The sequence below is a fragment of the Chitinophaga sp. sic0106 genome (genome assembly GCF_019219075.1).
In the GTDB taxonomy this organism is placed as follows: domain Bacteria; phylum Bacteroidota; class Bacteroidia; order Chitinophagales; family Chitinophagaceae; genus Chitinophaga.
Genome location: NZ_JAHUWJ010000018.1, coordinates 1 through 21,764, shown reverse-complemented (window position 1 = coordinate 21,764; position 21,764 = coordinate 1). Strand labels below are relative to the sequence as shown.

19 protein-coding genes are annotated in these 21,764 nt (G+C 41.0%); 4 read left to right on the top strand and 15 right to left on the bottom strand.

The window, feature by feature from the left end; all coding sequences use genetic code 11:
• Positions 1-23: 23 nt before the first annotated feature.
• The 4 genes from KW844_RS22390 to KW844_RS22375 form a co-directional block, all read right to left on the bottom strand.
• Complete coding sequence (locus KW844_RS22390) at positions 24-1,475, bottom strand: hypothetical protein (protein ID WP_218379023.1); 1,452 nt, start codon at positions 1,473-1,475, stop codon at positions 24-26.
• A 1,559-nt stretch (positions 1,476-3,034) separates the two neighbouring features.
• Positions 3,035-3,184: a hypothetical protein gene (locus KW844_RS22385; protein WP_218379022.1), complete on the bottom strand. Its 150-nt coding sequence runs from the start codon at positions 3,182-3,184 to the stop codon at positions 3,035-3,037.
• On the bottom strand, positions 3,181-3,642 hold the full coding sequence (locus KW844_RS22380; protein ID WP_218379021.1) for a hypothetical protein: 462 nt from the start codon (positions 3,640-3,642) through the stop codon (positions 3,181-3,183). Before KW844_RS22380 ends, KW844_RS22385 begins: the two co-directional genes overlap by 4 nt.
• Positions 3,643-3,693: 51 nt before the next feature.
• A complete protein-coding gene (locus KW844_RS22375) occupies positions 3,694-3,903 on the bottom strand; it encodes a SymE family type I addiction module toxin (RefSeq protein ID WP_218379020.1) in 210 nt (69 codons plus the stop codon).
• A gap of 249 nt (positions 3,904-4,152) precedes the next feature.
• On the opposite strand from KW844_RS22375, the gene KW844_RS22370 reads away from it, so the two are divergent.
• Positions 4,153-4,500, top strand: a complete 348-nt coding sequence (locus KW844_RS22370; protein WP_218379019.1) for a helix-turn-helix domain-containing protein — start codon at positions 4,153-4,155, stop codon at positions 4,498-4,500.
• Between the two features lie 86 nt (positions 4,501-4,586).
• Here KW844_RS22370 and KW844_RS22365 read toward each other — a convergent pair whose 3' ends face one another.
• The 9 genes from KW844_RS22365 to KW844_RS22325 all read right to left on the bottom strand — a co-directional run bounded on the left by KW844_RS22365 (position 4,587) and on the right by KW844_RS22325 (position 14,625).
• The gene (locus KW844_RS22365) at positions 4,587-4,796 is read right to left on the bottom strand and encodes a hypothetical protein (protein ID WP_218379018.1); all 210 of its coding nucleotides are present in this window, start codon (positions 4,794-4,796) and stop codon (positions 4,587-4,589) included.
• A 51-nt stretch (positions 4,797-4,847) separates the two neighbouring features.
• The gene (locus KW844_RS22360; protein WP_218379017.1) at positions 4,848-5,621 is read right to left on the bottom strand and encodes a hypothetical protein; all 774 of its coding nucleotides are present in this window, start codon (positions 5,619-5,621) and stop codon (positions 4,848-4,850) included.
• Between the two features lie 386 nt (positions 5,622-6,007).
• A complete protein-coding gene (locus KW844_RS22355) occupies positions 6,008-6,937 on the bottom strand; it encodes an abortive infection family protein (RefSeq protein WP_218379016.1) in 930 nt (309 codons plus the stop codon).
• 387 nt (positions 6,938-7,324) lie between these two features.
• Complete coding sequence (locus KW844_RS22350) at positions 7,325-8,710, bottom strand: DUF4236 domain-containing protein (RefSeq protein ID WP_218379015.1); 1,386 nt, start codon at positions 8,708-8,710, stop codon at positions 7,325-7,327.
• 34 nt (positions 8,711-8,744) lie between these two features.
• Positions 8,745-9,731 (bottom strand): hypothetical protein, encoded by a 987-nt coding sequence (locus KW844_RS22345; RefSeq protein WP_218379014.1) that lies wholly within the window; start codon positions 9,729-9,731, stop codon positions 8,745-8,747.
• The gene (locus KW844_RS22340; protein WP_218379013.1) at positions 9,724-11,733 is read right to left on the bottom strand and encodes a phospholipase D-like domain-containing protein; all 2,010 of its coding nucleotides are present in this window, start codon (positions 11,731-11,733) and stop codon (positions 9,724-9,726) included. The genes KW844_RS22345 and KW844_RS22340 overlap by 8 nt, the downstream gene beginning before the upstream one ends.
• A 180-nt stretch (positions 11,734-11,913) precedes the next feature.
• On the bottom strand, positions 11,914-12,123 hold the full coding sequence (locus KW844_RS22335; protein ID WP_218379012.1) for a hypothetical protein: 210 nt from the start codon (positions 12,121-12,123) through the stop codon (positions 11,914-11,916).
• Between the two features lie 178 nt (positions 12,124-12,301).
• Positions 12,302-12,979: a response regulator gene (locus tag KW844_RS22330; protein WP_218379011.1), complete on the bottom strand. Its 678-nt coding sequence runs from the start codon at positions 12,977-12,979 to the stop codon at positions 12,302-12,304.
• A 5-nt stretch (positions 12,980-12,984) separates the two neighbouring features.
• The gene (locus KW844_RS22325) at positions 12,985-14,625 is read right to left on the bottom strand and encodes a tetratricopeptide repeat-containing sensor histidine kinase (protein ID WP_218379010.1); all 1,641 of its coding nucleotides are present in this window, start codon (positions 14,623-14,625) and stop codon (positions 12,985-12,987) included.
• A gap of 761 nt (positions 14,626-15,386) precedes the next feature.
• On the opposite strand from KW844_RS22325, the gene KW844_RS22320 reads away from it, so the two are divergent.
• Entirely contained in the window at positions 15,387-16,340 is a 954-nt protein-coding gene (locus KW844_RS22320) for a hypothetical protein (RefSeq protein WP_218379009.1), read from the top strand.
• Here the strand turns inward: KW844_RS22320 and KW844_RS22315 are convergent.
• Together KW844_RS22315 and KW844_RS22310 are read right to left on the bottom strand one after the other, a co-directional pair.
• Positions 16,337-16,861: a hypothetical protein gene (locus KW844_RS22315; RefSeq protein ID WP_218379008.1), complete on the bottom strand. Its 525-nt coding sequence runs from the start codon at positions 16,859-16,861 to the stop codon at positions 16,337-16,339. The two genes, KW844_RS22320 and KW844_RS22315, sit on opposite strands and share 4 nt — an antisense overlap.
• A gap of 44 nt (positions 16,862-16,905) precedes the next feature.
• Positions 16,906-17,220: a hypothetical protein gene (locus KW844_RS22310; RefSeq protein WP_218379007.1), complete on the bottom strand. Its 315-nt coding sequence runs from the start codon at positions 17,218-17,220 to the stop codon at positions 16,906-16,908.
• Between the two features lie 569 nt (positions 17,221-17,789).
• Between KW844_RS22310 and KW844_RS22305 the strand changes: the two genes are divergently transcribed.
• Entirely contained in the window at positions 17,790-21,176 is a 3,387-nt protein-coding gene (locus KW844_RS22305; protein ID WP_218379006.1) for a DUF4157 domain-containing protein, read from the top strand.
• Between the two features lie 3 nt (positions 21,177-21,179).
• Positions 21,180-21,599, top strand: coding sequence for a hypothetical protein (locus KW844_RS22300; RefSeq protein WP_218379005.1), 420 nt, complete (start codon positions 21,180-21,182; stop codon positions 21,597-21,599).
• Positions 21,600-21,764 lie beyond the last annotated feature (165 nt).

Sequence of the window (21,764 nt, the reverse complement as noted above, 5' to 3'; positions counted from 1 at the left end):
ATAGTACATTCTCCATGTTCAAACTATAGTGATTCTTTAAAAAAATATTGATTTAATGTTTCATTGAACCTAGGCATACTTAGGGATTTACCTTTATCCAGAATTTCCTTTTCTGCATAGAAGTGTAAAGTGTATTTTTTGACTTTAATTAAAGTTCCTATTTTGTGCAGCGCATCATCTTCAAAGCCACCTGTTGACCAGAACTCAAAGACTAAGTCCTTATTGTTAAAAGTTGGCTGACTTGAGATCCATTTTCTGATGAGCGGGATTTTGTCACTGGTCCATTTCTCTACCTCGGCCAAAGAGGCTTTACGTTTGTATCCCTTGCATTCAGCCACAATTATTTTATCTGCATAAATGGCGAATACATCTAGTTCTCTGCGATTCCCTTCAACATTAATAAGTTTACCAATATCTATACTTTGACAAAACCTACTATGATAAAATCCGACAGCCAGTTCAAATAAATCGCCTCTTAAATTATTTGTTTTACCCTGAACAAGTCCATCAATTTTATCCATGAGATTCAAAAATCCTTCTGGATTAGTTTTTAAGATTGCACCGGCATGAGCGATTGTATTAATAAGTGATTTTAAGAGTTCTGTGAATCCTTTCCCAAATAGTTCGTTTACAAAACCAATTATGACTCCTTTTTCCTTCAATTTGCTTAGTGCTTCTGCTGATAGACTGTCTACAATAAGGAAAGGAATGAATTTGGGAAGGGATTTCATTTGTTGAAGGATGGAGATCTTCTGCAAAAAAAAATCGACATCATGGAGAGACAAGCTATTTCCAAGAATGACATCTGCCACAATAAAGCCAGCCGATTTTTTTCCGTCCTTGAAGTTGCTAATTCCTATTGAGTAAGATATGGACGTGAATCCCCATTTGAAATTACCGAAATCAGAATAAATCTTCCCTGTATTGTAGGAGCCTAATCCAATATTCCGGGTCCACTCACTAAATTGGTCCAGAAGGAACTTCTGAGTTACAGCTATCGCTTTATATTGACTATGGTTGGGTTCAATGAGGGCCATCTGATTATTAATTATATAATAGTCATTTTCCTCCTTTAATACATTCATTGTCAATAGATTCTTGATCAGTACATCAAAACGCTTATGTCCCTTCAAGGCAAGTACTGGACTGAAACTATAGGCAGCAAGCTGCTCCTTATGAAGATATCCATGATGGTTTTCTAAAGCCAAGATGATAGAGTATATACGTTTCGCGCTACTTCTGAATGCATTTCTAAGCCCCTCAAAATAGATGTCTTGTTTATATTGGGTGCTTAAATAGCAGAACGTTTGATTTTCTGTAAAGAATCCTTTTATCTTGTGAACAGGAGTGTTCATTCTGGATATACGCTTCCGAGCAGCTTCATTACTTATTCCGTGTTCCAATATTAGGATTTCAATTAGCTCTCCGCTTAAGAGGGGGCCTTTGTCTTCAAGAATATTTTTTATTGATGTCACAGTACACTATTTATAATAAATTTACTATCCAAGCAGCAGATAAAAAAAAGAAACTCTCTGTAAACTGGCTATGGCAATGAGGTAAACGAGAAAATGAGGCAAAATACCAAAATTGAAAATGTCCATCAAGGGTAATACTATCTCCTTTTAGAGCGACTTAACTCTTATAAAGTAATCGATTTCTCTATCCATAAATAATTATGGGTCCAGCGACTGGAATTCTATAAGCATCCTTGCGTCGCACTCTTCAACTGTATTACTACTATCAGCAGAGAAATACCCGTACCGAAGCGGTTTTGAGATTAGCTGATCGAAGCGTAGAATTAAGCGGGTTAAAAGGACTCGCTTCGGCCTCAGTCGGCAAAAAGGGCGCCAGTCCTCCACTTGCCCCTCGTTTGCCCCTCCGCTTCGCTCCGGGGCTGCACTTCGGGGCTGCGCTCCGGCCTGTCACCCTTTTCGCGCTCCCTCGTCCTACGCTCGGGCAGCTCCCGGTCTTGCTCGTTTCTTTCTATTCGGTACCGCCTCATGGCCCGCAATCCCTTTGCTGCCCATTTTGTCCGCCCCCCGCCTTCCGCCCCCGGCCTTGCATTTTTGATTTTGCCGTCCGCTCCGCTCCCGGCCAGACATAGGTCGAAGGCGCGGCTTGCTGTGGCTTCGCTTCACTTGCCCTTCGCTTGCCCTTCACTCGCCCCTCCGCTTCGCTCCGGGGCTCGTTCCGGGCTGCGCTACGGTCTGCGTTCAGCTCCCGCCACAGCAGCCGGGGGCGGTGGGCGGCGGGGGCGGACGGTGCCTACTAATCAACGATCATTGCAGTAATGTTTCCAAGACTGTATAAGCCACGCATATCGACGAAACGACACTGAGATGCCGGCTTTTAAACTTTATTCAAGGAAATGGAATGCAGGATCGACAAGGTTTTCATTCGTTGATACCAGGTGAATTCTGTTGAAATACATTTTACTTCAGCCGAGGTATAGTTGCAGTATATTCTTACCTGTAGCTGAATCCGTAAACTAACTACATCCCAATAGCATGATAAATATAGCGTATAGGGCTTTAGAATAAGGGAGCGCGAACCTGAGCTTTAGGACCTTGATCAGCTTTTGTTTATCGCGCTGCGTCCGTGCCAATAGATGATGGGATCAGCTTGGTATAAATGCTCAGCAGTTGATCTTTGACCTACGATAGAATATAGGCCCAGCAGTTGTAACCCATCATCTATTGTCCCGGACGTTATTGTGTTTGATTTTCTGATACCCCTAGCTCGAAAGCATAAACTGAGATTACCTGGTAACTCCTGTGGCTTAAAATTCTGACAGGAAAAAAGCGGATATAATAGCGGTATCAAATGCTGGCAATTGAACTACTTTATTAACCAATAAGCCAGGCGTGTACGCGTCGCCAAATCCCTTCGTAAACGCAAAACCCCAACCAATCGAGGCCCCGCGGAGGGGGCCTGACTGGTACCATAAAATCAATAGTATGCCTGTTCCCCTTGCTGTAAAAAGCAGGTGGTCAAATTGACATTTTGATTATTATAGTTGCGGGAGAGGTGGGCGTTAAGCCTTTTGGGTTCTTAGTTTGTATCTTTTTCTTACTTCTTTGAGTTCTTTTAACAGCAGGTCAAATTTACCAAAGTATTTGAGGCTCATTTCTTCCTTGATTCTCCGAGCCTCAGCCACTGCATCATAAGATTTTTTCTTTTTCATGGCAGATGTGGTTTTAAAATTTCTCTTGGTGTCCGAATGTCAATGGTTCGGTAGCCCAACTGCAAGTTAATGGAATTATACATTTTTATCCTGTTTAGGTTAACGAGGTGCTTAAAATTCCAACTGGCAAGAACATCTGCATTTTGCAATGTGGCAAGAGCAATATGTAAAGCATCATTTTGACATTTGTTACTTAAAGCACCTTGCTCAATGTACGCCTGCGCTAATTTTGCCGCCTTAAGGGTTGTTTTAATTTCAATTTTAAATCTGGTTGGAACTTCGTCTGGCTTTTTCAATATATTAGGTCCCGCTCGTTCCAACTCCGCTTTTACGACATCCGATAATATGAGCTTATTAGTGCCGGCCTTAAATTCGTCAAACAGCGCATTGCTGTATTTCTGAAATTCTTTGTCAAAACATCCCCCAATGACTGAGGTGTCAGTATAAATGCAAAGCATAAAAAAGGGTTAACTAAAGGTTTTTCAATGATTGGTTACTGCGAGCAGGTTTTATAAGTATGGCTCTGGTTTGGGGGCTTTTTCAGCAACAGTGATAACCAGCGAGTTTTGTTGTATTTCAATTTTAATATTGTCGCCAACGTCAAAGCCTAGTTTTTCGAGCCATACTCCAGATAGGTTAAGCCAGGGGACTTTTCTATAGTAGGTATCCCTAGGCACTGACTTATAGTGTATTTTTGCAATTCTGCTTTTGTGTTCCATAAGACTTATTTTTATGAATTATTAACAATACAAATGTATGAAATAGAACTCATTCAAACAAGTCTAAAAGGTATTATTTACCATAAATAGTGTCATGATAACGTCATTAAATGGGATACATAGAATCAAATACGCCTAATAGAGCGCATAATAAATCACACAAATAAATACCTATTTTCACTAATATATTAATACCACGTACTTCAACTTTTAGTTTTAAATCATACATTTATTAAAACCATATTAATCATGTCATTTGGAGAAAGACTAACAATATCAAGGAAGCGAAAAAATCTAACACAAGATCAGCTGGCAGCAACAATTGGAACTAACCGCGATATGGTAGGGAAATACGAAAGGGATTTGACAACTCCCTCCATCGATGTTGCGGGTAAAATGGCAGACGCACTAAATGTATCGCTTGATTACCTGGTTAGAAATATCGATCCTGAATCAGAAACTTCTTCCAACATATCGCCGTTGCTGATAGGGAAACTGGAAAAGCTGGAAAAGCTGTCATCAAAGGATCAAGAGTATTTAATGGCTGTAATAGATGCCTTTGTTGCCAAATCAAAGCTTGAATCTATTATGAAATAAAAAGGCACCCGTTGTAAACGAGTGCCTTTACACCAAACAATCCGTAAGGTAACCACACCTTTGGCCGGAGAATATTTAACAATGGGTTAACCGCCTTCCTTTTGAACTGCTGCCTGGCTAACACCACTCATAACCGTACCGGCAACCGCCAGGTAACCGGCTACCTTGACAATGATAACAGGTAACGCCGGGATGCCCATCAAAGCCCCGCTTATCGCGGTCAGGATCAAGCCTATATTGCGCACCTTACTAAAAAACGGTGGTGTTGATGCTGTAAGACGTTGTGTAAGTTTCATACACGCTTATTTGAAGGTTAAAAAATCTGGTCATGATTGACCATTTCAAAGCTATGGACCCGGTACCGCAGCTATCCCGGAAATATCAACCAAAGCCAGCGCATTAAAAGCCCCGTTTTTAAGGCTATATAACGCCCCATTAACTTGCTGATAGAACTCTACGCCGAGCGCAAGGAACAGCGGTTTAGTGCTATTATCCGTTACATTAACGGTCAGACTCATAACAGCAGTAGCGGTAGCATCGATGGGAAGCTCGGCACTGGTCGCATTACCATTGACGAAAGTTTCCGCCTCAAAGTCAATTTCAGCACCGGCTGCCTGCACCTTGAAATGCGTGGCGCCTGCAGGGCCAGCCAACATATTGACCGGAATAAACGGTGGTATATCGACTATCAATGTGCCGGCTGCGCGATCAATAGCAGTAGTAAACGGAGCATACAAGGTACCTCCTAAACGTCCATTGATGTTGAACTCAAAACCTTTCAGCAATTCGGCTTCTCCATCAATAACGTTGCGCTGGCCCCTGACATTAGTAGCATCTGCCTGTATCACCTTCACCATTTCACGGGTCAGACGGGAAGACATGTAACTATCGCCAATATTCAAAAGCATTGCGCGGAATGCGGTACGCAGGAGTTTCCCGGCTTTACCAGCCCGGCCAAACTCTGCACCATTCTCACGGGTGCGGACAAACGCCGGATCTGTAGCGATACGATTTGCATCAATACCGCCCTTCTCACGTGCCAGGTGTCCGGCTTTAGTTTTGTAAAAGGTAATGTTGCCTATGGTACCTTTAAGAGGGAGGATTCCGCTTTGTTTTGCCATATTAAAACAATTTAGGATACTAAAAAGGGCTTTCACATAGCCAAGCCCGTTAGGCTCACATCTGCGCAGGATGCTGTAAATTCGCATAACCACACCAAACGTAAGCCGGCATCTTAACCCAAAAAAATTTCCATTCCGAATATGCCGAATTCGCACAGATTGATACCTAAACGCATAGTGATTTACGCCCGTGATATAGAAAACATCACCGGCCGCAGCGAGCGGACCGCCCGGTTATTGATGCAGCGCATCCGAGAAGCCTACGGGAAAAAACCGGGGCAATTCATTAGTATTTCTGAATTTTGTCTATTTACCGGCTTGAAAGAAATAGAAGTAGAAAAGTTTATAGTGGGTTAAACGGGCTAACCCTCATACTATTGTGAATCCTAAGATTCGACCAATTCGGCATCGCCATTGGCCGATAAATAAAAACCTGAAATTTCAGCCACAACACCGACAAAAATCCTGGCAAACATTGGGTCCAAGCCTTTAAAGTCTGCATCCTTCCCATGCCCGGAGCCGTAAGAATTCCGAAGCTCAGTAACCCCCTGAACAATAGATGATATACCTCCAAGCAACTGTTTAATCGATCTTTCTGCCGCTTCAGGATTAGCAGCATCTTTAGGTTTAAAATCAAGGACATTTGTAGTTTCCTTCAGTAGTTTGGGTAAACTCCAATCCTTGTCGATTTCAGCTCCTTTCTGCTTCATAATAGACTTGCAAACTATTTCCAGTAATTCCTTACCTGTTCCAATAGCAACATCAGTATCAGTAGCAATAGCACTGTTCATTTGTTCTATTTTCCTGTTGACATAGGCAGTATTTAGACGTTCCTTAATTACGACTGTTTTAGCAGCAAGTTGAGACTGTGTTTTGTCATTTCTCTCCCAATTATATATCGGCAGTCCTTTAATATTATCCGCCTGGTAAAGATGAAAACCATCACCATGCAGAAGTCGATTATAGATTTCCAATAATTTGGGAATATTCTCTGGATCTTGCTTTGCGGATGGGTTTATCGACTCAATTAAAAAGGCAAGAAATTCCTCATCACGGCAGTACATTAAATTGAAGCGATCATCATTAAATACCCAATCCTCAGCCCAATCTCCTGGATTATTGTCTGCGTGTTGCCGGATATCCTTATATGCAGTGTTATATTCCCTTCTGGTATCAGTAGATGCCATACTCTGTAAATCATACAAACGGGCCAAAAAATCAGCCTCCGTCAACCTACCATGATAAGAATATCCCCCAAGGATTAATGAATCGGCAATTTTACGTCTAGTTTCTTTCGTTATCAAATTAGCGGCCATAGTCTTGTTGCTTATTTTAGAGCATTCAAAATTACTAAAAAGACGTAAGCACACCAATCCAGAAGGTTTTCGCCGTGTCATCCAAGGGTATAAGGCACGACAGCTCAGCATTACAGAACATCAATTTTAGTTCTCTTTGCTTTTATTTAGCAACTATTTTCGTATATTTGTAGTGGTTATAGCTCTTTCAAACACAGTCAAAATAAGTTATACTGCGAGGTAGCAAATTCGGATACACTAACCGGAAACCTGCTGTAAAACTGCGATTTATAAGGCATTTATGCGGTCCCGTCCGGTCCGCAGAAAAAGCCTTGTGAAATTCACAAGGCTTTTTTTATTTTGAGAAATGTTGGTAATGGTGGGGGCTGTAGGAGCGATGGATTGACTTTATTGATAATTTGCTCCAACTAAATTTTGAAGAACTCCGATTTTTTTAATGAAAGTTGCAAAATCATCCATAGCTGCGACTTTTGAAGTAGCTAATACTTCAAAAATGCCCGTATCAGACGTAAAAGTGTATTCGGAATATGCGCATATCGGAATCCTTGGATTATAACTAAAACGCTTGTCGGGATCACCGTTCTTATTAACATAATGCCAGGTATAATCTACCACTCTCGCATCTGACGGTAAACGATCCGACTCCACAAAATTCGTAATCTGACCAGCAACCAGGAGATTCTTGTAAAATACAGCTGCAAAGACATTTCCACGTTTCATCAACAAGCGCTCTGGTAAAAAATACAGCTCCATATTTTGAAGGGAGATACAAGGTATACTCACATTCGTGCAAAAACATGGAAGCGGGGCTTTGTTTCCTGTTATGCCTTTAATCTCCACACGCCTAATCAACTTTCCAGCTCCTGCATTTCGTTTATAATCGGTTGTACCTTGTGCATTGAGGTATTGCCAAACCCGGGAAGATTTGCAAAAGGTGTTAAAATGCTCTTTAAATTGCTCATAGATTTGCTGGTACCTGGCATCCATATCATAATGTAACTCCATTGTAAATCTTTTCTTATCCAGTTTCCATAACCAAATACTCACTAATCCTATACACAATAGGCAAAGCAAGACTTCATAACCCAAGTATTTGTTAATCAGGTACCATTCCGTCTCTTTTATTTCGGTAGTGGATTGACGATCAAGTTCTGCCAGTTCCCTGCTAACGTAACCTGCCGAATCCCCTACCTTAACTTTAATCCATTTATTATTACTGTCGCTAATAAGTGCATATTTCTCATCATAGGACGCAATCTTCAGGATCTTTGCTTTCATATTTGGCTCTTTCCTAATATTGGTACCATTAACGGCAAAAATTCGTACTAATGTTGTATCCATTGCTGCCTGTATAACCCTATCGCGCCTGCCAAAGGAGAAAAACATCAGTAGAAAGGGTAAAAACAACAGGAAAACAGTTACACGAGGTGTGTAAGGCACTAACGAGGCTTTTTCATTCAATTCAGTAATAAACGCCTGCGAATCTATGTCTGTAAGTTCGTCAACCGCGCCGGATGTTATCTCGACTCCTATTTGACCGGGTATTGATTCTAGAACTGGAACAGACGCAGGCGTGGTTGCTGGCCGCGGGATAATAGGATTAGACAGTCTTTGTCGATAACTGATTCCATTGGTATTCAAATTAACAAATGTACTTCGGGGGCCCACATTTATTCTCGCTCCCTTCACCCCTGCTGAATAGCTAATTCCGCTCTTTGAAAAATTTAATCTAAATGGACCGGCGCTGATAGATTTACGGTAAGACCAACTCATAAAAAATATTTAATTGTTAGTAGGCGAACTGATATCATGTTTTAGAAATGCCCAGGAAGTGTAGAACAGTCTTTTCCGCTTCATCTTTCGAAGTGGCGTATGAATGCAATTCAAACCGTTTTACTTTGGAATTTTGCAACCAATTTGTCCAAAATAGCCTGATAATCTCCATATCAGTTGGATGTATGGTCGCAACACCGGCAGGAGACAAGGAACGATCATAGAGTTCCATTACCAGTACTTCCAGATTTTGCAATAATTGATTATTCACTGGTTTTATTTGAAACTGCTTATTCCTCTGCAGAAAAAGTCCCATATCGCTTTCACCCGATTGTAAGAAAGCTTTTCGGAACATATCAATACTCTTTTTACTCAAATCAAATCCCTTGTTAAAAATACCTGCCTCAATGTAGCCGTCTGTAAGAAGAATGAGGATGTTACGATAGGAATTCACATACCTGTTATTCATATAAATAAGAGGCTTGGAAACAGGAAGTACTCTTTTTTCATCGATACCCTGATGGAAGTAGCTCCAAATATCTGCACCCGTATTTTGTTTGATAGCCAAATTATTGATGCGAGAATATTCCAGGCTCATTTCATTTATATCGCTCCTTAATGTCCTATTCACACCCTCTCTTTCTGCGATATAGTTAATTCTGTCATTTTGATTCGCGAAACGGCTAAAGTCAATCAATAGCTTATCTGTATTTACACCATATTGATTGATTAACCCTTTATTCACAAAATCAATCATTAGTTTATCTTGCTGATTTTCTGCCCGCTTAAATCTCAGGATAGTAGGATACAAATTCTGTGTGATTACAGAAAGTATATCCATATCCGCCAACGGCCTCTGGTAGAGTCCAGGATTCACCCGGTTGGACATATCCGGGACAAACAAAATATTAAAGTGCGTGACAGAAATCTGCTTGCCAGAAGGTTCATTCGACCCTTTTTCCGATGGCCCACACTTTATGAAAAGAATCGTGACAAATAAAAAATGTAGAAACTTAGACATCCTGGGGCAATTTTACACGTTTATCAATTTTACGAACATGGACATTCTCCTGTTGCCATTTAGCGGCAACTTCAGCTGCCTGAGTCGTCTTAAAAATGGCTTTGGTAATAGCATATTCTTTATGTAGGAAATCATTCCAGCCTTCGAGAAAAACATTTATCCGATCTTTAAGGGCATCAATGGAGACGGGTATATTGTCAGATTGAATATGCATTATATAGATGATTGAAATCCTGTCAATACTTTCCAAATTTCTCAGCAATTGCACCTTTTTCAGTTGCAAGTCCTTATTCAATCTTCCAGGCAATTCTCTCAATTCAATATCCGTTTGCTGCAGGTCAGCCTTCAGACGGAGGATCTGCTCCTCGATCAACACTATATTTTCTATCAGTTCCTTTACTTTATTTGTAGTCACAGATATTTCTTCGAGTAGCTGCTTAATGCGCAACTGATTTTGTTGTGCAATTAGATCCGGATTTCTTTCTTCGAATATCTGAATCAGTTTCTTAAATGTGAGCTTAAACAGTATCAGGCCTGATGCACCAAATAGAAACACGAGATAAAAATTTGTATCAGTAAAAGCCATATCAGTAGTCCATCGTGTATTAACAATACCTTGTGCATAATTCACTTCATACACTGCCTGTGCCACTTTAAAAGCTATTGCGCCGTCCAGCATAAAAATGCCAAATAAGAAACCTAGTATTGCTACCAACTTTTTATGTTTGGGCTTTACAAAATGATCAATAGTGGCAAAAGCCAACGGAACGGATACAAACAGGAATATAAATAGTGTTGCAGTACCCGTCTTATGCAAGACTTGCGTTAATGCTTCCGGGTTGAAAATTTGTGCTGGGGAAACCGGAATATTTTGGGTTTGTTGTAATTTAGCATCCTCTACACCAAATAACAAAATATAGGCTGCAGAAGAATAAAATATTACTAAATAGCAGAGCAAAGAAATATTAAAAACCATTACCGGAATAAACTCAAACCATTTAAATATAGGTCTCACTATAGACTGCTCAGCCACCTTAATCTGCTTGCTAAGCACTTCATTTTCCTTTTCTAACAATGGTATTTTATTCTCCCTAATTTCTTTAATACGCTGCGTTGCCGCCGCTATTTCAGTAGTAATTTTTATCCCCTGCACTTCGAGGCTTGCGATTTGATTCGCATTTTCCTGCTCCAAAAAATTGATGTCAATTTCATGCTCTTTTTCTAGCTGACCTTTATTTTTGGTCTGATACTCTTCAATTTTTGTTATCAGCCTTCTCTTTTTATCTTCGATCACATCAATTTCATTGATAAACACAGAATACAGGGTATCTAAAGCTTTATATAAAACCTGGTGATCGCCATTATTTGCTCCACACCGTTCAAACCCTTGCTCTCTTAGTAACTTGCGATCAAAGCTTCCTACCTCCGCAGCAATCATGGAATCCAACACATGTTCAAAATCTATTTCAATATTGGAAATAGCGCGTTTCATATTTTGGAAGGGGGGATTTTCACCTTTCAATGTAGGCACAATATGTGGCTCTATGGGGATTGCCAGGCCCGAAATCCGGTGTTTGATTTCATTAAAATTTCTGATGAGCGACTCAATTGTCTCTTTATGATTGGTGCTAATAATACTCTCGTGATTATTTTTCTTGGCATTTACCGTCCAATTATAGGATCCGTGCAGAGCTATTCGCTGATCGATGACACAAAATTTCTGGTTCATAACACCATATCCATTACTCTTAATTTTATGAACGGCTGCCCCCCTAGCTACCAACTGGCTAAAGTCGAGCTTTTCATTATCTTGGTTATCAGCAATGATGATCTCAATACCAACCCCCTGATCCAGCTTTTCCAGCAACACATTAAATAGATCATCATCGGTAAACCAACCGGTAGCTATTAGTATTTCAGAGGTAGCGTGTTGTAATTCATATATAATCCTGTAAAAAATTTCCTTATTATCATTTATGACTTGCTGATCAATCTGGTTCATAGTTTGGATATTTTAGAGGAAGTTGTGGTATTATCGATTAGGAATAGGCGAAAAAACCATGAAGAGCGCCTTCCTACTACTGTTTCAGGCACTCTTCAAAGTAGTCTTAAAAGACCGGTACTTACTATTAGAATAATGGCGAAAGGAAACAAAACATAGGGTACAGATTTCTCAAACCAGTTACCTGGTATTACATTGAGGCGAACAAATTTTGCAACCATCTGCAGTAGGAAATAATTTGCGGGCTGCATTCACCGCTTCGGCACATGTGTAATATTCACCTAAATGTACCCGGTTTTGAGACAATGGTAATTTTGGGCAGGATGCTTCGTGTACTTCATGATCACCATTTGCCTGCCGGATTTTTGATACATAAAATGTTTTTTTCATGACTTTCTTTATTTGTTGTATCAAAATTAGCTACTACAACACGGTAAATTTTACGGAAAACCGTATCTGCTACTTTTTTATGAAATGAAGGATACAAGTAGTTAATATAAAAAAAAATGCCACTGCTGAAGCAATGGCTGCCTTGGAACAAATAGGGTGTAAGAAAAGCTTGTGAAATTCAGGAAGTCATTTTCAAAAAACCCGCCACGATGCAAGCTGCAATTAATTGTTCATTATTTGTACAGTTGAATTCTTCTCTCAATTTATTGAGTCTTTTTTCCACACTGCTCAAGCTACAAGGAATGAGGTTATCTTTTTTCAGGTGTAATGGAATATCTTTCTGAGAAATGCCGTTCGCCAGCAGCTTTAATATAGCTATGTCATGCGAAGAAAGATTAAAGGCCTCTCCATATTTCATTTTCTGTTGAGATATACGTGGAAAATAGGTTTGATTTTTGGAAATTGCATCCATCGCCATCTCTAATTCTTTTGCATCATTTCTTGCCTTGATCACATAACCGTCAATGCCAATGTCTTCTTTCATACGCCTGATCACAGTTGGCTCTTTTTCCCCAGAAAATACAAGTATTTTCAATTCTGGCTGTATCCTTCTTACAGCAGGAATAAGCGACATACCATCTTTAATAGTCTGCGTCAGCCCATCATCCTCAAAATAAAGGTCAGTTATTAGCAGATCATATGAGTCTCCAAGTGTTTTAGCAACTTCCACCTTCTTTAGTGCATCATCACAATAATAGGTATGATCAACACATATAATCCCTAATCCGTCAAGCGTTCTTTGTACTGAAATATTTACGGTCTGATGATCTTCGGCAACTAATACTTTATTTATCATGTTTGTCAAATTGGAAAGGATATTAAGACTTTCGTTCCCTTTTCTACTGCCATATCAAAATTAATTACTCCTCCGATTGCATTTATACGGGAAACCGTATTTCTCAATCCGTTTCCCTGTTTAATTTCGGATGCAAGTCCTACACCATTATCTGTATAAGTTATGTTTATACAGTTAGTAGTTTTTTCAAAATTGAAGATTACCGTGGTAGCGGCACTATGTTTTTTCATATTCACCATCAATTCCCGTATAATGTATTTTAATTCAGACCGGGTGGTATCACTGGACATTTCCCACAATTCATAGTTATTACCGATCGTTACCACTCCTATGGTTTCTGATTTAAATATACCTAGTAAACCGGCAATTTCTTCATGATAGGGAACCTTGGTTTTATGAGATTGTTCATAAGAAATGTCCCGGGACTTATTATAAATATCATCTAACCGATCCAGAAGCACATCTTTTTCCATCATACCATTGTGCTCTGTTTCTGTCATCAGACTATATATGTCACCGGCCACTACATCGTGTACTTTTTTGGAATGTTTCAATTTCTCCTCCTGGATGATTTTCTGCTTTCTTTTGCGAAACCAGAAATAAGAGGAGGCCAAACCAAAAAATGCTAAAGTAAGGCCTCCATAAATCATCATCCGCTGTTGAAAAATCTGCAACTGCTTATCAGCATTTTCTTTTTGAAGTTGCATATTTTCCAGTTTGTTTTTCTCTGCATCATAACGAATGAGGGCAAACTGGTTTTTTGAATTATTACGGGCCGTTTGTAAACTGTCGTTCAAAGACTGATAACGGGCAAAATACTGTTGATTATTAAGTGGGGAATCTAGTAGGATCAATTTCTGTAATGCTTCCAGTTGATCATCAGGACTATTAAGCCGAATTGCGATATTATACATTCGATGAGCATAAATCAAAGCCGAGTCCGGCCGTGTACGGGCGTAATAATCGGAAAGATGGGAATAACTGGCATTTTGGCCCCAAAGATCCTGCTCCTCTGTCCTGATCTGTAATGCGGTCCACAGCTCAGAAGCAGCCAAGTAATTGGAGTTCTGAAGCCATTTAGTACGCGCCCTGTTAGATAAAACTCTGGCATAAGAGCGTCTGTTTGTGTCGTTTTTGTTTAGAAGACTGTCAAATATAATAATGGCCTTGGCAAACTCTTTGATTTTTTGGTAAGCTAGTGCTTTGTTATTCAGGTATATCAGTTTAGCTCCATCATGTGTAGCGAAAGCCAATGCCCGATCATAGTAATCAACTGCAGCCGCATAATTTTTCAGACTGGAACTGGTCATTCCCAGCTCATTATAATCAGACGAAAGACAGGTGGAATCTTCCTTTCTCTTTTCGTGCAAAAAATGAAGAGATTTAAGTAGGTTTTCCTGGCTGCCAAAATAGTCTCCTTCGTCCGACTGTATAGATGCCATGCTGTTATATGCCATGGCAATCTGTAGACTGTCATCTGAATGTGACACGACTTGATTAAAGTAATAAAAAGCTGAATCATTTTTCACATGTAATAATGCCAAGCCTTTTTGAAAATCAGGTTCAAATACGACTGGCACAGGGGAACGTTGCTTATGGCAGGCAAAGAGACAAATCAATATCAGAAAGCAAACTGGAGTTCTCAAATTATGACAATTTTAAGGGGATATTGGAAATGAGTTATTCTCGTTTACAACTTCATTTACAGAAGGATTCTCTATCGACACAAAGTATAACAAATATATATTTTTATTTCCGGCAGCATTCAGGATTAGGAGTAAAAAATCAGACTCTATAGTTATGCAAATGTTAATAAAACCAATATTGTTAAAAATAGTTATTATCTAAAAGCGGTAAGGCAGGTTAATTCCTGCCTTACCATTCAAGGTATTTAGTTTGATTGTGGTTTTGGTGGTGGGGGTGGTGGATAAGGTGGCACATGACCAGTTTCTCCTCCTGTATCCATTGTAGTCATCTGTGGACCATTACCATTAGTAGTAGCACTGTTGTAGTCCGGGCACACCAATGCCCAAAACATACTTATAAATAAATAAAGCATTGTATTAATAATTAATATGTTTAAGAATGGGTAGGCTTTTAGAGCCGTACTGATGAGGTTGTGAGAAGCGCTTCTCACAGTTTGTTGGGAAGGGAAGAGTATCGATAGCGGAAGCAGGTAAACACTTCCCAGGCTGGTTACAGACAACCGCTCTCTTTACTCCGGCGAAATCAATTCTGTACAGTAGTCCCGCTAGCTAACACAAGGACTAATTGATTTCGAAACAAAGGTACCCCGGCATAAGTGGCTGATATGCAAACAATTCCGAGAATTCCGAAAATTCCCGGCTAATTCCAGAATAGCTGGACCAATTCCAAAAATTCAGTTATACAACCTTATACTTTTAAGATGTTTATCGATTATCAAACGCAGGTTTACGCAGATTATGAGAATAAAAAGGCTAATAATGCCCTCTCACATCGCCTCGTGCATCCCACACCGGCTAAAATCAGGGAAGAATGTATAGCAGTATGCCATGAACGTTATCGCACAAAGGACGAGGAAATACTCAGAACATTCTTTGGCAAAAAAGACAGTGTTCCAGAATATATTCAGGCTATCCGAAAACATGATCCTGATAAGTTTAAACCCCTCGTAAATTATTTGAGAAAACAGATCTCAAATACTGACGTTAAGAATATTGAATTACTGGCATGGCTGACGGATTTTGAATCAAGACCTTATCAGATTGGAAGAAGGTACCAGACCAACCTCCAAGAAACAAACAAGGTAGAGGAAATACTGTCGGAAGAAGTTGCACAGAAGGAAGTAATCCCTAAAAAGGAACCCAAAAGTATCTCTACAACAAATGACGAACCCCAAAAGGAGGAAAAAGTTAGTAATTTATTGTGGAATAAATGGATGATGCTCAGGCCTGCAGGCTATCTGAGCAAGCAATCAGCTTTTCGAAAAAAAGGCTTAGCAGGTTTAATGTTTTTTATCCTATCAATAACCGGATACTGGAGCTATCAAAGGTATTATGGTCGACTTTTAGCCGGAAAAGAAAGTTGTATGTACTGGGCAGGGGACCATTACATACAGGTGTCATGTAATCAAACTTTTCATGATACTTTGGTAATCGGATTAGACTCCTTCAAATTAAAGAATTTCAAAAAAATCACCCAACCAGATACCATCACTTTAAATGCGGTAGGAAATGTATGGTACTCAAAGAAAGACAATAATATAGAGTTTTTTACAGCCCCAGGCTACCATCCTATACAACAGCGGCGACTAAAACCAATTTCTGAATACATAATAATAAAATACATACACCCAGACAGCTTACCCCCCTCCAACTAAAATGAATACGAAAAATACTGCTTCACATAAGGCCTTTCCGCTTCCCGCAAACTAAAGTTTGTAGACAACTCATATTCCTTTTCCCTTTCCAGAATCTTATACCAGAGCAGCGCTGAAATATTCTTGTTAGAATGGAGTTCCAGCCGTATCAGTATTTTGTCATTAGGCCTCCTGTATCCACTCAAAATATGGCTCAGTTCCGATGGTTCCATCCCCAACTGGTCAGCAAAATCCTTGTTCCTTAACTGAAGCCTGGAGATATATGTTTTCAGGAAGGCTCCAAATGAGCTATTTTTATCATAGACAGCTTTACTCGCATAGTCTTCCATTTCAAATCTTAATTGCAGGATGGATGCGAGAATTCTCTTTTCATTAGATAAATTGGAAACAGCTTTATCTTTGGCCATCGCTAATTCTTTTAGAATTGCTGCCCTTTCCTTTTGGCTTAAATCTTCAGACAGAAGATGGGCATCAGCGATTTCATCAAGGGTATGCTTTTTCAGTTTTCTATCGCTCTTCATGATTAGACCTCCTGTGTTAATATTATTTTCAAAACTCAGTTGCTTTACAAATACCTTTCTATTAATCCGAGGGATGCATCCATATCCAACCATAGTCCTCTTCCAACATTTTTAAATCCATATTTCTGTATGTAATACGGTATTAATTTGGTTTTAGGGACTAAGAATACGGCACCATAATAACCTTTCCTAAATGCCTCACGGCAAGCGAAGGCTATAAGCGTACCTGCTACCCTCCTGTACTTCTTATTTATACCAATATTTTCCCTCGCAGATTCTAATAACTTTATCTCTATATAACAAAAACCCTCTTCAGAATGATCAATTAGCGCTGTAAGTCCAGCCATGTCATTTGTCATACACGGAACTAGCTTATAACCAGCTCACTCTTGTATTGACTCCAGTCAAAATCAAATTTGCATAAATCTTTTATAATATTAAAATCCTCATTCGTAACTAATTCTATATCAACTAAAATTCTTTTATCCGTAGATTGCTCTTCAATGTACATGACAATTAAGTTGAGATGCGAATCTACAAAAATTTACCTTTTTAGTAAATTAAAATTTACATTAAATGTAAATTTCTGTTAACACAAGCCTGTTTTCTCCTGCGCCTGTGGAACTTTTACATTTCCACCCTGATACTTCTACCTTTCCCCCATCAGTACTTATACGCTATTCCCCTCATCCCCTCGAAAAAAATTTGCCGGCATTTTTTTTTCAGTTAATTTAGAATTCACTCAACTCATGTGTTAACAACAGCTTTGAGCAGCAAATAAAGCAGGTACTGCCTGACCCCAAAAAAATAATAATCTGTAACCCCTGAATTACGAACATCATGGATAAACCCCTTTTCCCGGAAACCCGGCTGAACGCTTATTCCCAGCGGCATGTTGCTGTGACACCAGGGACTAAAACACATTGACATGGAGCATCAAACTCAATCACCCAAAAATACGGTGCCGGCTGCCAATGCAAATTTTATTGAGAAAAGCAGTGCGACTCCCTTTTTTGTTCCAGCAGGCATACAACCCAAACTGGTAGTTAATCCTCCTGACGATCCTTATGAAAAGGAAGCCGATGCAGTGGCCGATAAAGTAACGGCAATGCCGGATCTTACACGTAGCCAGCTACCGCCTTTCTTTTCACCAGCTGCCAACGCAGTACAGCGAAAATGCGCCCATTGCGAAGAAGAGGAATTAATGCAGCAAGATGAAAGTGAAGATGCAATACCTGTCAGCAGGAAAGAGAAAACAGGGGAAGTAACCGCAGGGGATGATGTAGCAACCACATTGCAACAAACAAAGGGCGGTGGAGCACCATTGCCGGATAACACCCGCGCACATATGGAAAACGCGATTGGCGCAGACTTCAGCAATGTGAAAATACATACCGGCTCAACTGCCGTGCAACTGAGTGAGCAACTAAACGCCCACGCTTTTACGCATGGCAGCGATATATATTTTAACCAGGGTACCTATAGCCCTGGCAGCAAACAAGGCGACAAGCTACTGGCCCACGAACTAACACATGTGGTGCAGCAAAACAGCGGTATCCAGAAAAAAATCCAGCGTCAGAAAAAACAAAATCCTGATTATATACCGTTCCAGGTAAAAGTACCTCAAAGCTATACTACCCTTGAACAAATGTACCGGCTATTTGAACGGGTGACCTATGGCAAGGAAATGAATCTGTCATGGACCTGTGGCAGCTATTGCGACATGAGCAAAAACAGGGGGCAGATCGTACCTTTTCAACTGCACAAAGCAAAACTGGAAAAAGCCAAAGCAGAAAAAGCGGAGAAAGAACAACAACTAAAAGAAGATTTCAAAGCTTTACCGGGTGACAGCCAGGATAAAGTAAATGCGGAAGCCGATAAAAGATACTACGAAGTCTCCGGAAAAACCACCAAGATCAAACCAGGAGAAAAAGGGAACGCAACCACCTGGGAAAATATGCGTAACGAAGTACTGGAGGAAAAAAAGAAACTGGAGGACCTCCCCAAAGAATTAAAAGCCCTGATGGGTGGCGAAGGCACCTTCAAGCCCGGCGACTATCAACAATTGCTACGCATAGCAGAAAAGCTGAAACAGTTTTCCCAGGAAGACCTGGCCGTATATAAAATGCTGACCTTACGCGCTACCGATAATCTCCAGCTTTTTGAAAAGTCGGTCGATATGTTCCTGGCCCGGAAAGCCCAGATAATAGCGGCCATGAAGGAACAGCAGGCAGCTCCAAAACAGGCAGGCCCCGCATCCATGCAGGAGGCGATGGACGGTGCGCTGAAAAACCTGGATGGCAAGGATATCCGCACCATGTCGGAATCTGACCGGTACGACCTGGCAGCTAAAAAAACCTGGGATGTTACCAAAGCGCAACTGGAATACATGAAAGACCATCCCGGTGAAACCGCAGTGGACTTTGCAAAAGCAGCTACCCTGCAAAATACCGGCGATACCTTTAAAGGCATGGGACAGGATATCAAGGAAGCCGCCAGCGGAGATGCCAACGCCTGGGCCAGATGGGCAGGAGGCGTAGGAGCCGGCGCCAAGCTGTCCGGCTGGCTACTGGCAGTAGGCGGCGTGCTGTACGTATTATCCTGGTTAACGGGCGTAGGAGAACTAGCTACCATTGCAGCATTTATGGGATATATGCTGGCTGGAACCATCGTACTGTCCACCGCAGAAACACAGCTACGCATAAAAGCCGCCTCACAGGCCACTACAGAAGAAGAGTTTAAAGAGCAGGTGAAAAAGGCCGGCGCCGCACTTACCAACGTGATAATGGCCGTGGGATTGTTAGCACTGGCACTAGCCATACGGTTTGTAGCAAAAACCTTTTTCCCGAAAACAGTGGCTAAAATAAATGGAGCTCTTACAAAATTCAGACGACAGGTACAGGCAGGCATAAACCTGAAAAAAGTAAAAGCAGAATTTCAAACCGAAGTAAAAGGACATCGCGAGAACCTCGTAAAAGCAGGCGAAGAAGCTAAGGAAAATGCACTGAAAACAGCAACGGAAATTGAAAAAATGGACACGGATACGTTCGTGGATAAGCTGGAAAGTGGCGACAATAGCTTCTTTGATCAGTCTTCCGTTAAGGACGGTCAGAAAATCCCCTGGAAGGACCTGGCTAAAACACCGGAAGGAAGAAAAAGCATTGAAAGTTATAAAGCCAGGTTGACAGAACAAATGAGATCTGGTGTGTTGAAAGAGATTGATGCCATGGTAAAAGAGCAGCTGGATGCAATGGATAAGATGTTGACTGACATAGAGCAGGCAACCGCTGCGAAGGAATTGCTTAACGCCGCTGATGGATATGAAAAATTCATGAGTCCCAAAGAAGTAGCCGCCAGAGGTGCAGCACGTGAACAGAAAATGCGGGAGGAAACCGCAGCAGAAGCCATGAAGGAAATTGAACTGATCATCAAGATCGAGAAAGTTAAAGCCCAGCTGTATAAATTTGATCCGATCCGCAAATACCTGGAAGCAAACCCCAATATCCTCAAGAGCTTCGCTGAACATCCGGAGGCAATTCCGGTAATAGAAGAAGTGATGAAAGAACTGAAAGACCTTGGCGCGGATAAAGTCGTGGAAAAATATAAAGGCAGGGACCTGCGGGAGGCTACACCATTAACGGAAGAACAACGGAAAATTAGCGGGGAATTTGAAAAAGAGGTAAAAGCAATCAACCAGGGCAAACCCCGGCAGTCAACGGCAGATCTGGATAAACTATATGTGGATGCAGCCGAAGCTACTAAAGAGTTAAGCAATGTGATGGATGAAATATTGAGTGACCCTGCCGTAAAAAAAGCCGGTGGCCGCAAAGAAATGCGTCCAGGCCTTAAAGGGAAAGAACGGGCCTCACAGAAGGTCAAAGATGAATATGGCGGCGACGCGTCCTGGCTGGTGGACCTGGCAGGTGGCAAATTCGTATTTACAACCCTGGAAGGACTCTACCAGGCCTTGGCGGTGATAAAAAGCAAATTTGGCGGCAGGATCATTAAAGTCAAGGATCGCTTTGCAGATCCTCAGCAAAGCGGATACCGCGATGTGCTCATGAGTATTAAAATGTCCAATGGCCATGTAGCCGAATTAAGGCTGCACTTGGAACAGATAGATAAAGTAGCTAGTTTCGAGCATCCGATATATGAAATAAAGCGGGTGGTTGCCCCGGACAAAGCCAGAGCCGACGGCCTGTTAACACCGGAACAACATGCCATCGCTTTGTCAATAGAAGCCAGGGTAAATGAGATTTTTGGTAAAGCAATAAAAGAAGCTACCGCCAAACCTGCAGAAACTGTAAAAGAATAACTTATGAATGATACACAGAACAACCCTGATGCACCCCAATATTTTGTAGTCGGCAATCGTACCGTACAGTTGCTCCCCCTCGAAAATGGCGGCATGCAGGTATTGAAGCTGGATTGGGATACCGGCAGGTTTGTACCCGGAGCCGATTATCTTCCCAAGGTGATGTTTGGAAAGGATGAAGTGGAGCGCGTGTCGGAAGATGAATTTATCCAGCAAACGGAACTAATGCGCCGTGAGTATTTCAAAGGCGACAACATGGTATTTGCACTTTATCAATTGCTGGACACTATAGAAGCAACCGCCAAACAGGAAGGACGGCTTTTAACAGCGGAAGAACTGGAGATCATTGCGGCCACCCAAAGAAAGACCTACGCCCTGTTTGACAAGGAATGCCGCTTTAATGAGAACTACTTTAAGAAATGAGCCAGGAGCGGCTGATGAATAGCCGCGCTAGGAATCCTAATCGAGTAGGAAGTGAGGGATTATTTCCCTCACTGTCCCCTCACACCACCGTACGTACCGGTCTGGTATACGGCGGTTTGTTAGAATAATTTAATCTGGCATTCTGTTTTCAGATAATAGCGTTCG

What these genes read in the sequence shown, in the direction of transcription:
- KW844_RS22385 (WP_218379022.1), bottom strand. Translation starts at nt 3,184, where the DNA reads ATGAAAAAGAAAAAATCTTATGATGCAGTGGCTGAGGCTCGGAGAATC.
- KW844_RS22380 (WP_218379021.1), bottom strand. Translation starts at nt 3,642, where the DNA reads ATGCTTTGCATTTATACTGACACCTCAGTCATTGGGGGATGTTTTGAC.
- KW844_RS22375 (WP_218379020.1), bottom strand. Translation starts at nt 3,903, where the DNA reads ATGGAACACAAAAGCAGAATTGCAAAAATACACTATAAGTCAGTGCCT.
- KW844_RS22370 (WP_218379019.1), top strand. Translation starts at nt 4,153, where the DNA reads ATGTCATTTGGAGAAAGACTAACAATATCAAGGAAGCGAAAAAATCTA.
- KW844_RS22365 (WP_218379018.1), bottom strand. Translation starts at nt 4,796, where the DNA reads ATGAAACTTACACAACGTCTTACAGCATCAACACCACCGTTTTTTAGT.
- KW844_RS22360 (WP_218379017.1), bottom strand. Translation starts at nt 5,621, where the DNA reads ATGGCAAAACAAAGCGGAATCCTCCCTCTTAAAGGTACCATAGGCAAC.
- KW844_RS22355 (WP_218379016.1), bottom strand. Translation starts at nt 6,937, where the DNA reads ATGGCCGCTAATTTGATAACGAAAGAAACTAGACGTAAAATTGCCGAT.
- KW844_RS22350 (WP_218379015.1), bottom strand. Translation starts at nt 8,710, where the DNA reads ATGAGTTGGTCTTACCGTAAATCTATCAGCGCCGGTCCATTTAGATTA.
- KW844_RS22345 (WP_218379014.1), bottom strand. Translation starts at nt 9,731, where the DNA reads ATGTCTAAGTTTCTACATTTTTTATTTGTCACGATTCTTTTCATAAAG.
- KW844_RS22340 (WP_218379013.1), bottom strand. Translation starts at nt 11,733, where the DNA reads ATGAACCAGATTGATCAGCAAGTCATAAATGATAATAAGGAAATTTTT.
- KW844_RS22335 (WP_218379012.1), bottom strand. Translation starts at nt 12,123, where the DNA reads ATGAAAAAAACATTTTATGTATCAAAAATCCGGCAGGCAAATGGTGAT.
- KW844_RS22330 (WP_218379011.1), bottom strand. Translation starts at nt 12,979, where the DNA reads ATGATAAATAAAGTATTAGTTGCCGAAGATCATCAGACCGTAAATATT.
- KW844_RS22320 (WP_218379009.1), top strand. Translation starts at nt 15,387, where the DNA reads ATGTTTATCGATTATCAAACGCAGGTTTACGCAGATTATGAGAATAAA.
- KW844_RS22315 (WP_218379008.1), bottom strand. Translation starts at nt 16,861, where the DNA reads ATGAAGAGCGATAGAAAACTGAAAAAGCATACCCTTGATGAAATCGCT.
- KW844_RS22310 (WP_218379007.1), bottom strand. Translation starts at nt 17,220, where the DNA reads ATGACAAATGACATGGCTGGACTTACAGCGCTAATTGATCATTCTGAA.
- KW844_RS22305 (WP_218379006.1), top strand. Translation starts at nt 17,790, where the DNA reads ATGGAGCATCAAACTCAATCACCCAAAAATACGGTGCCGGCTGCCAAT.
- KW844_RS22300 (WP_218379005.1), top strand. Translation starts at nt 21,180, where the DNA reads ATGAATGATACACAGAACAACCCTGATGCACCCCAATATTTTGTAGTC.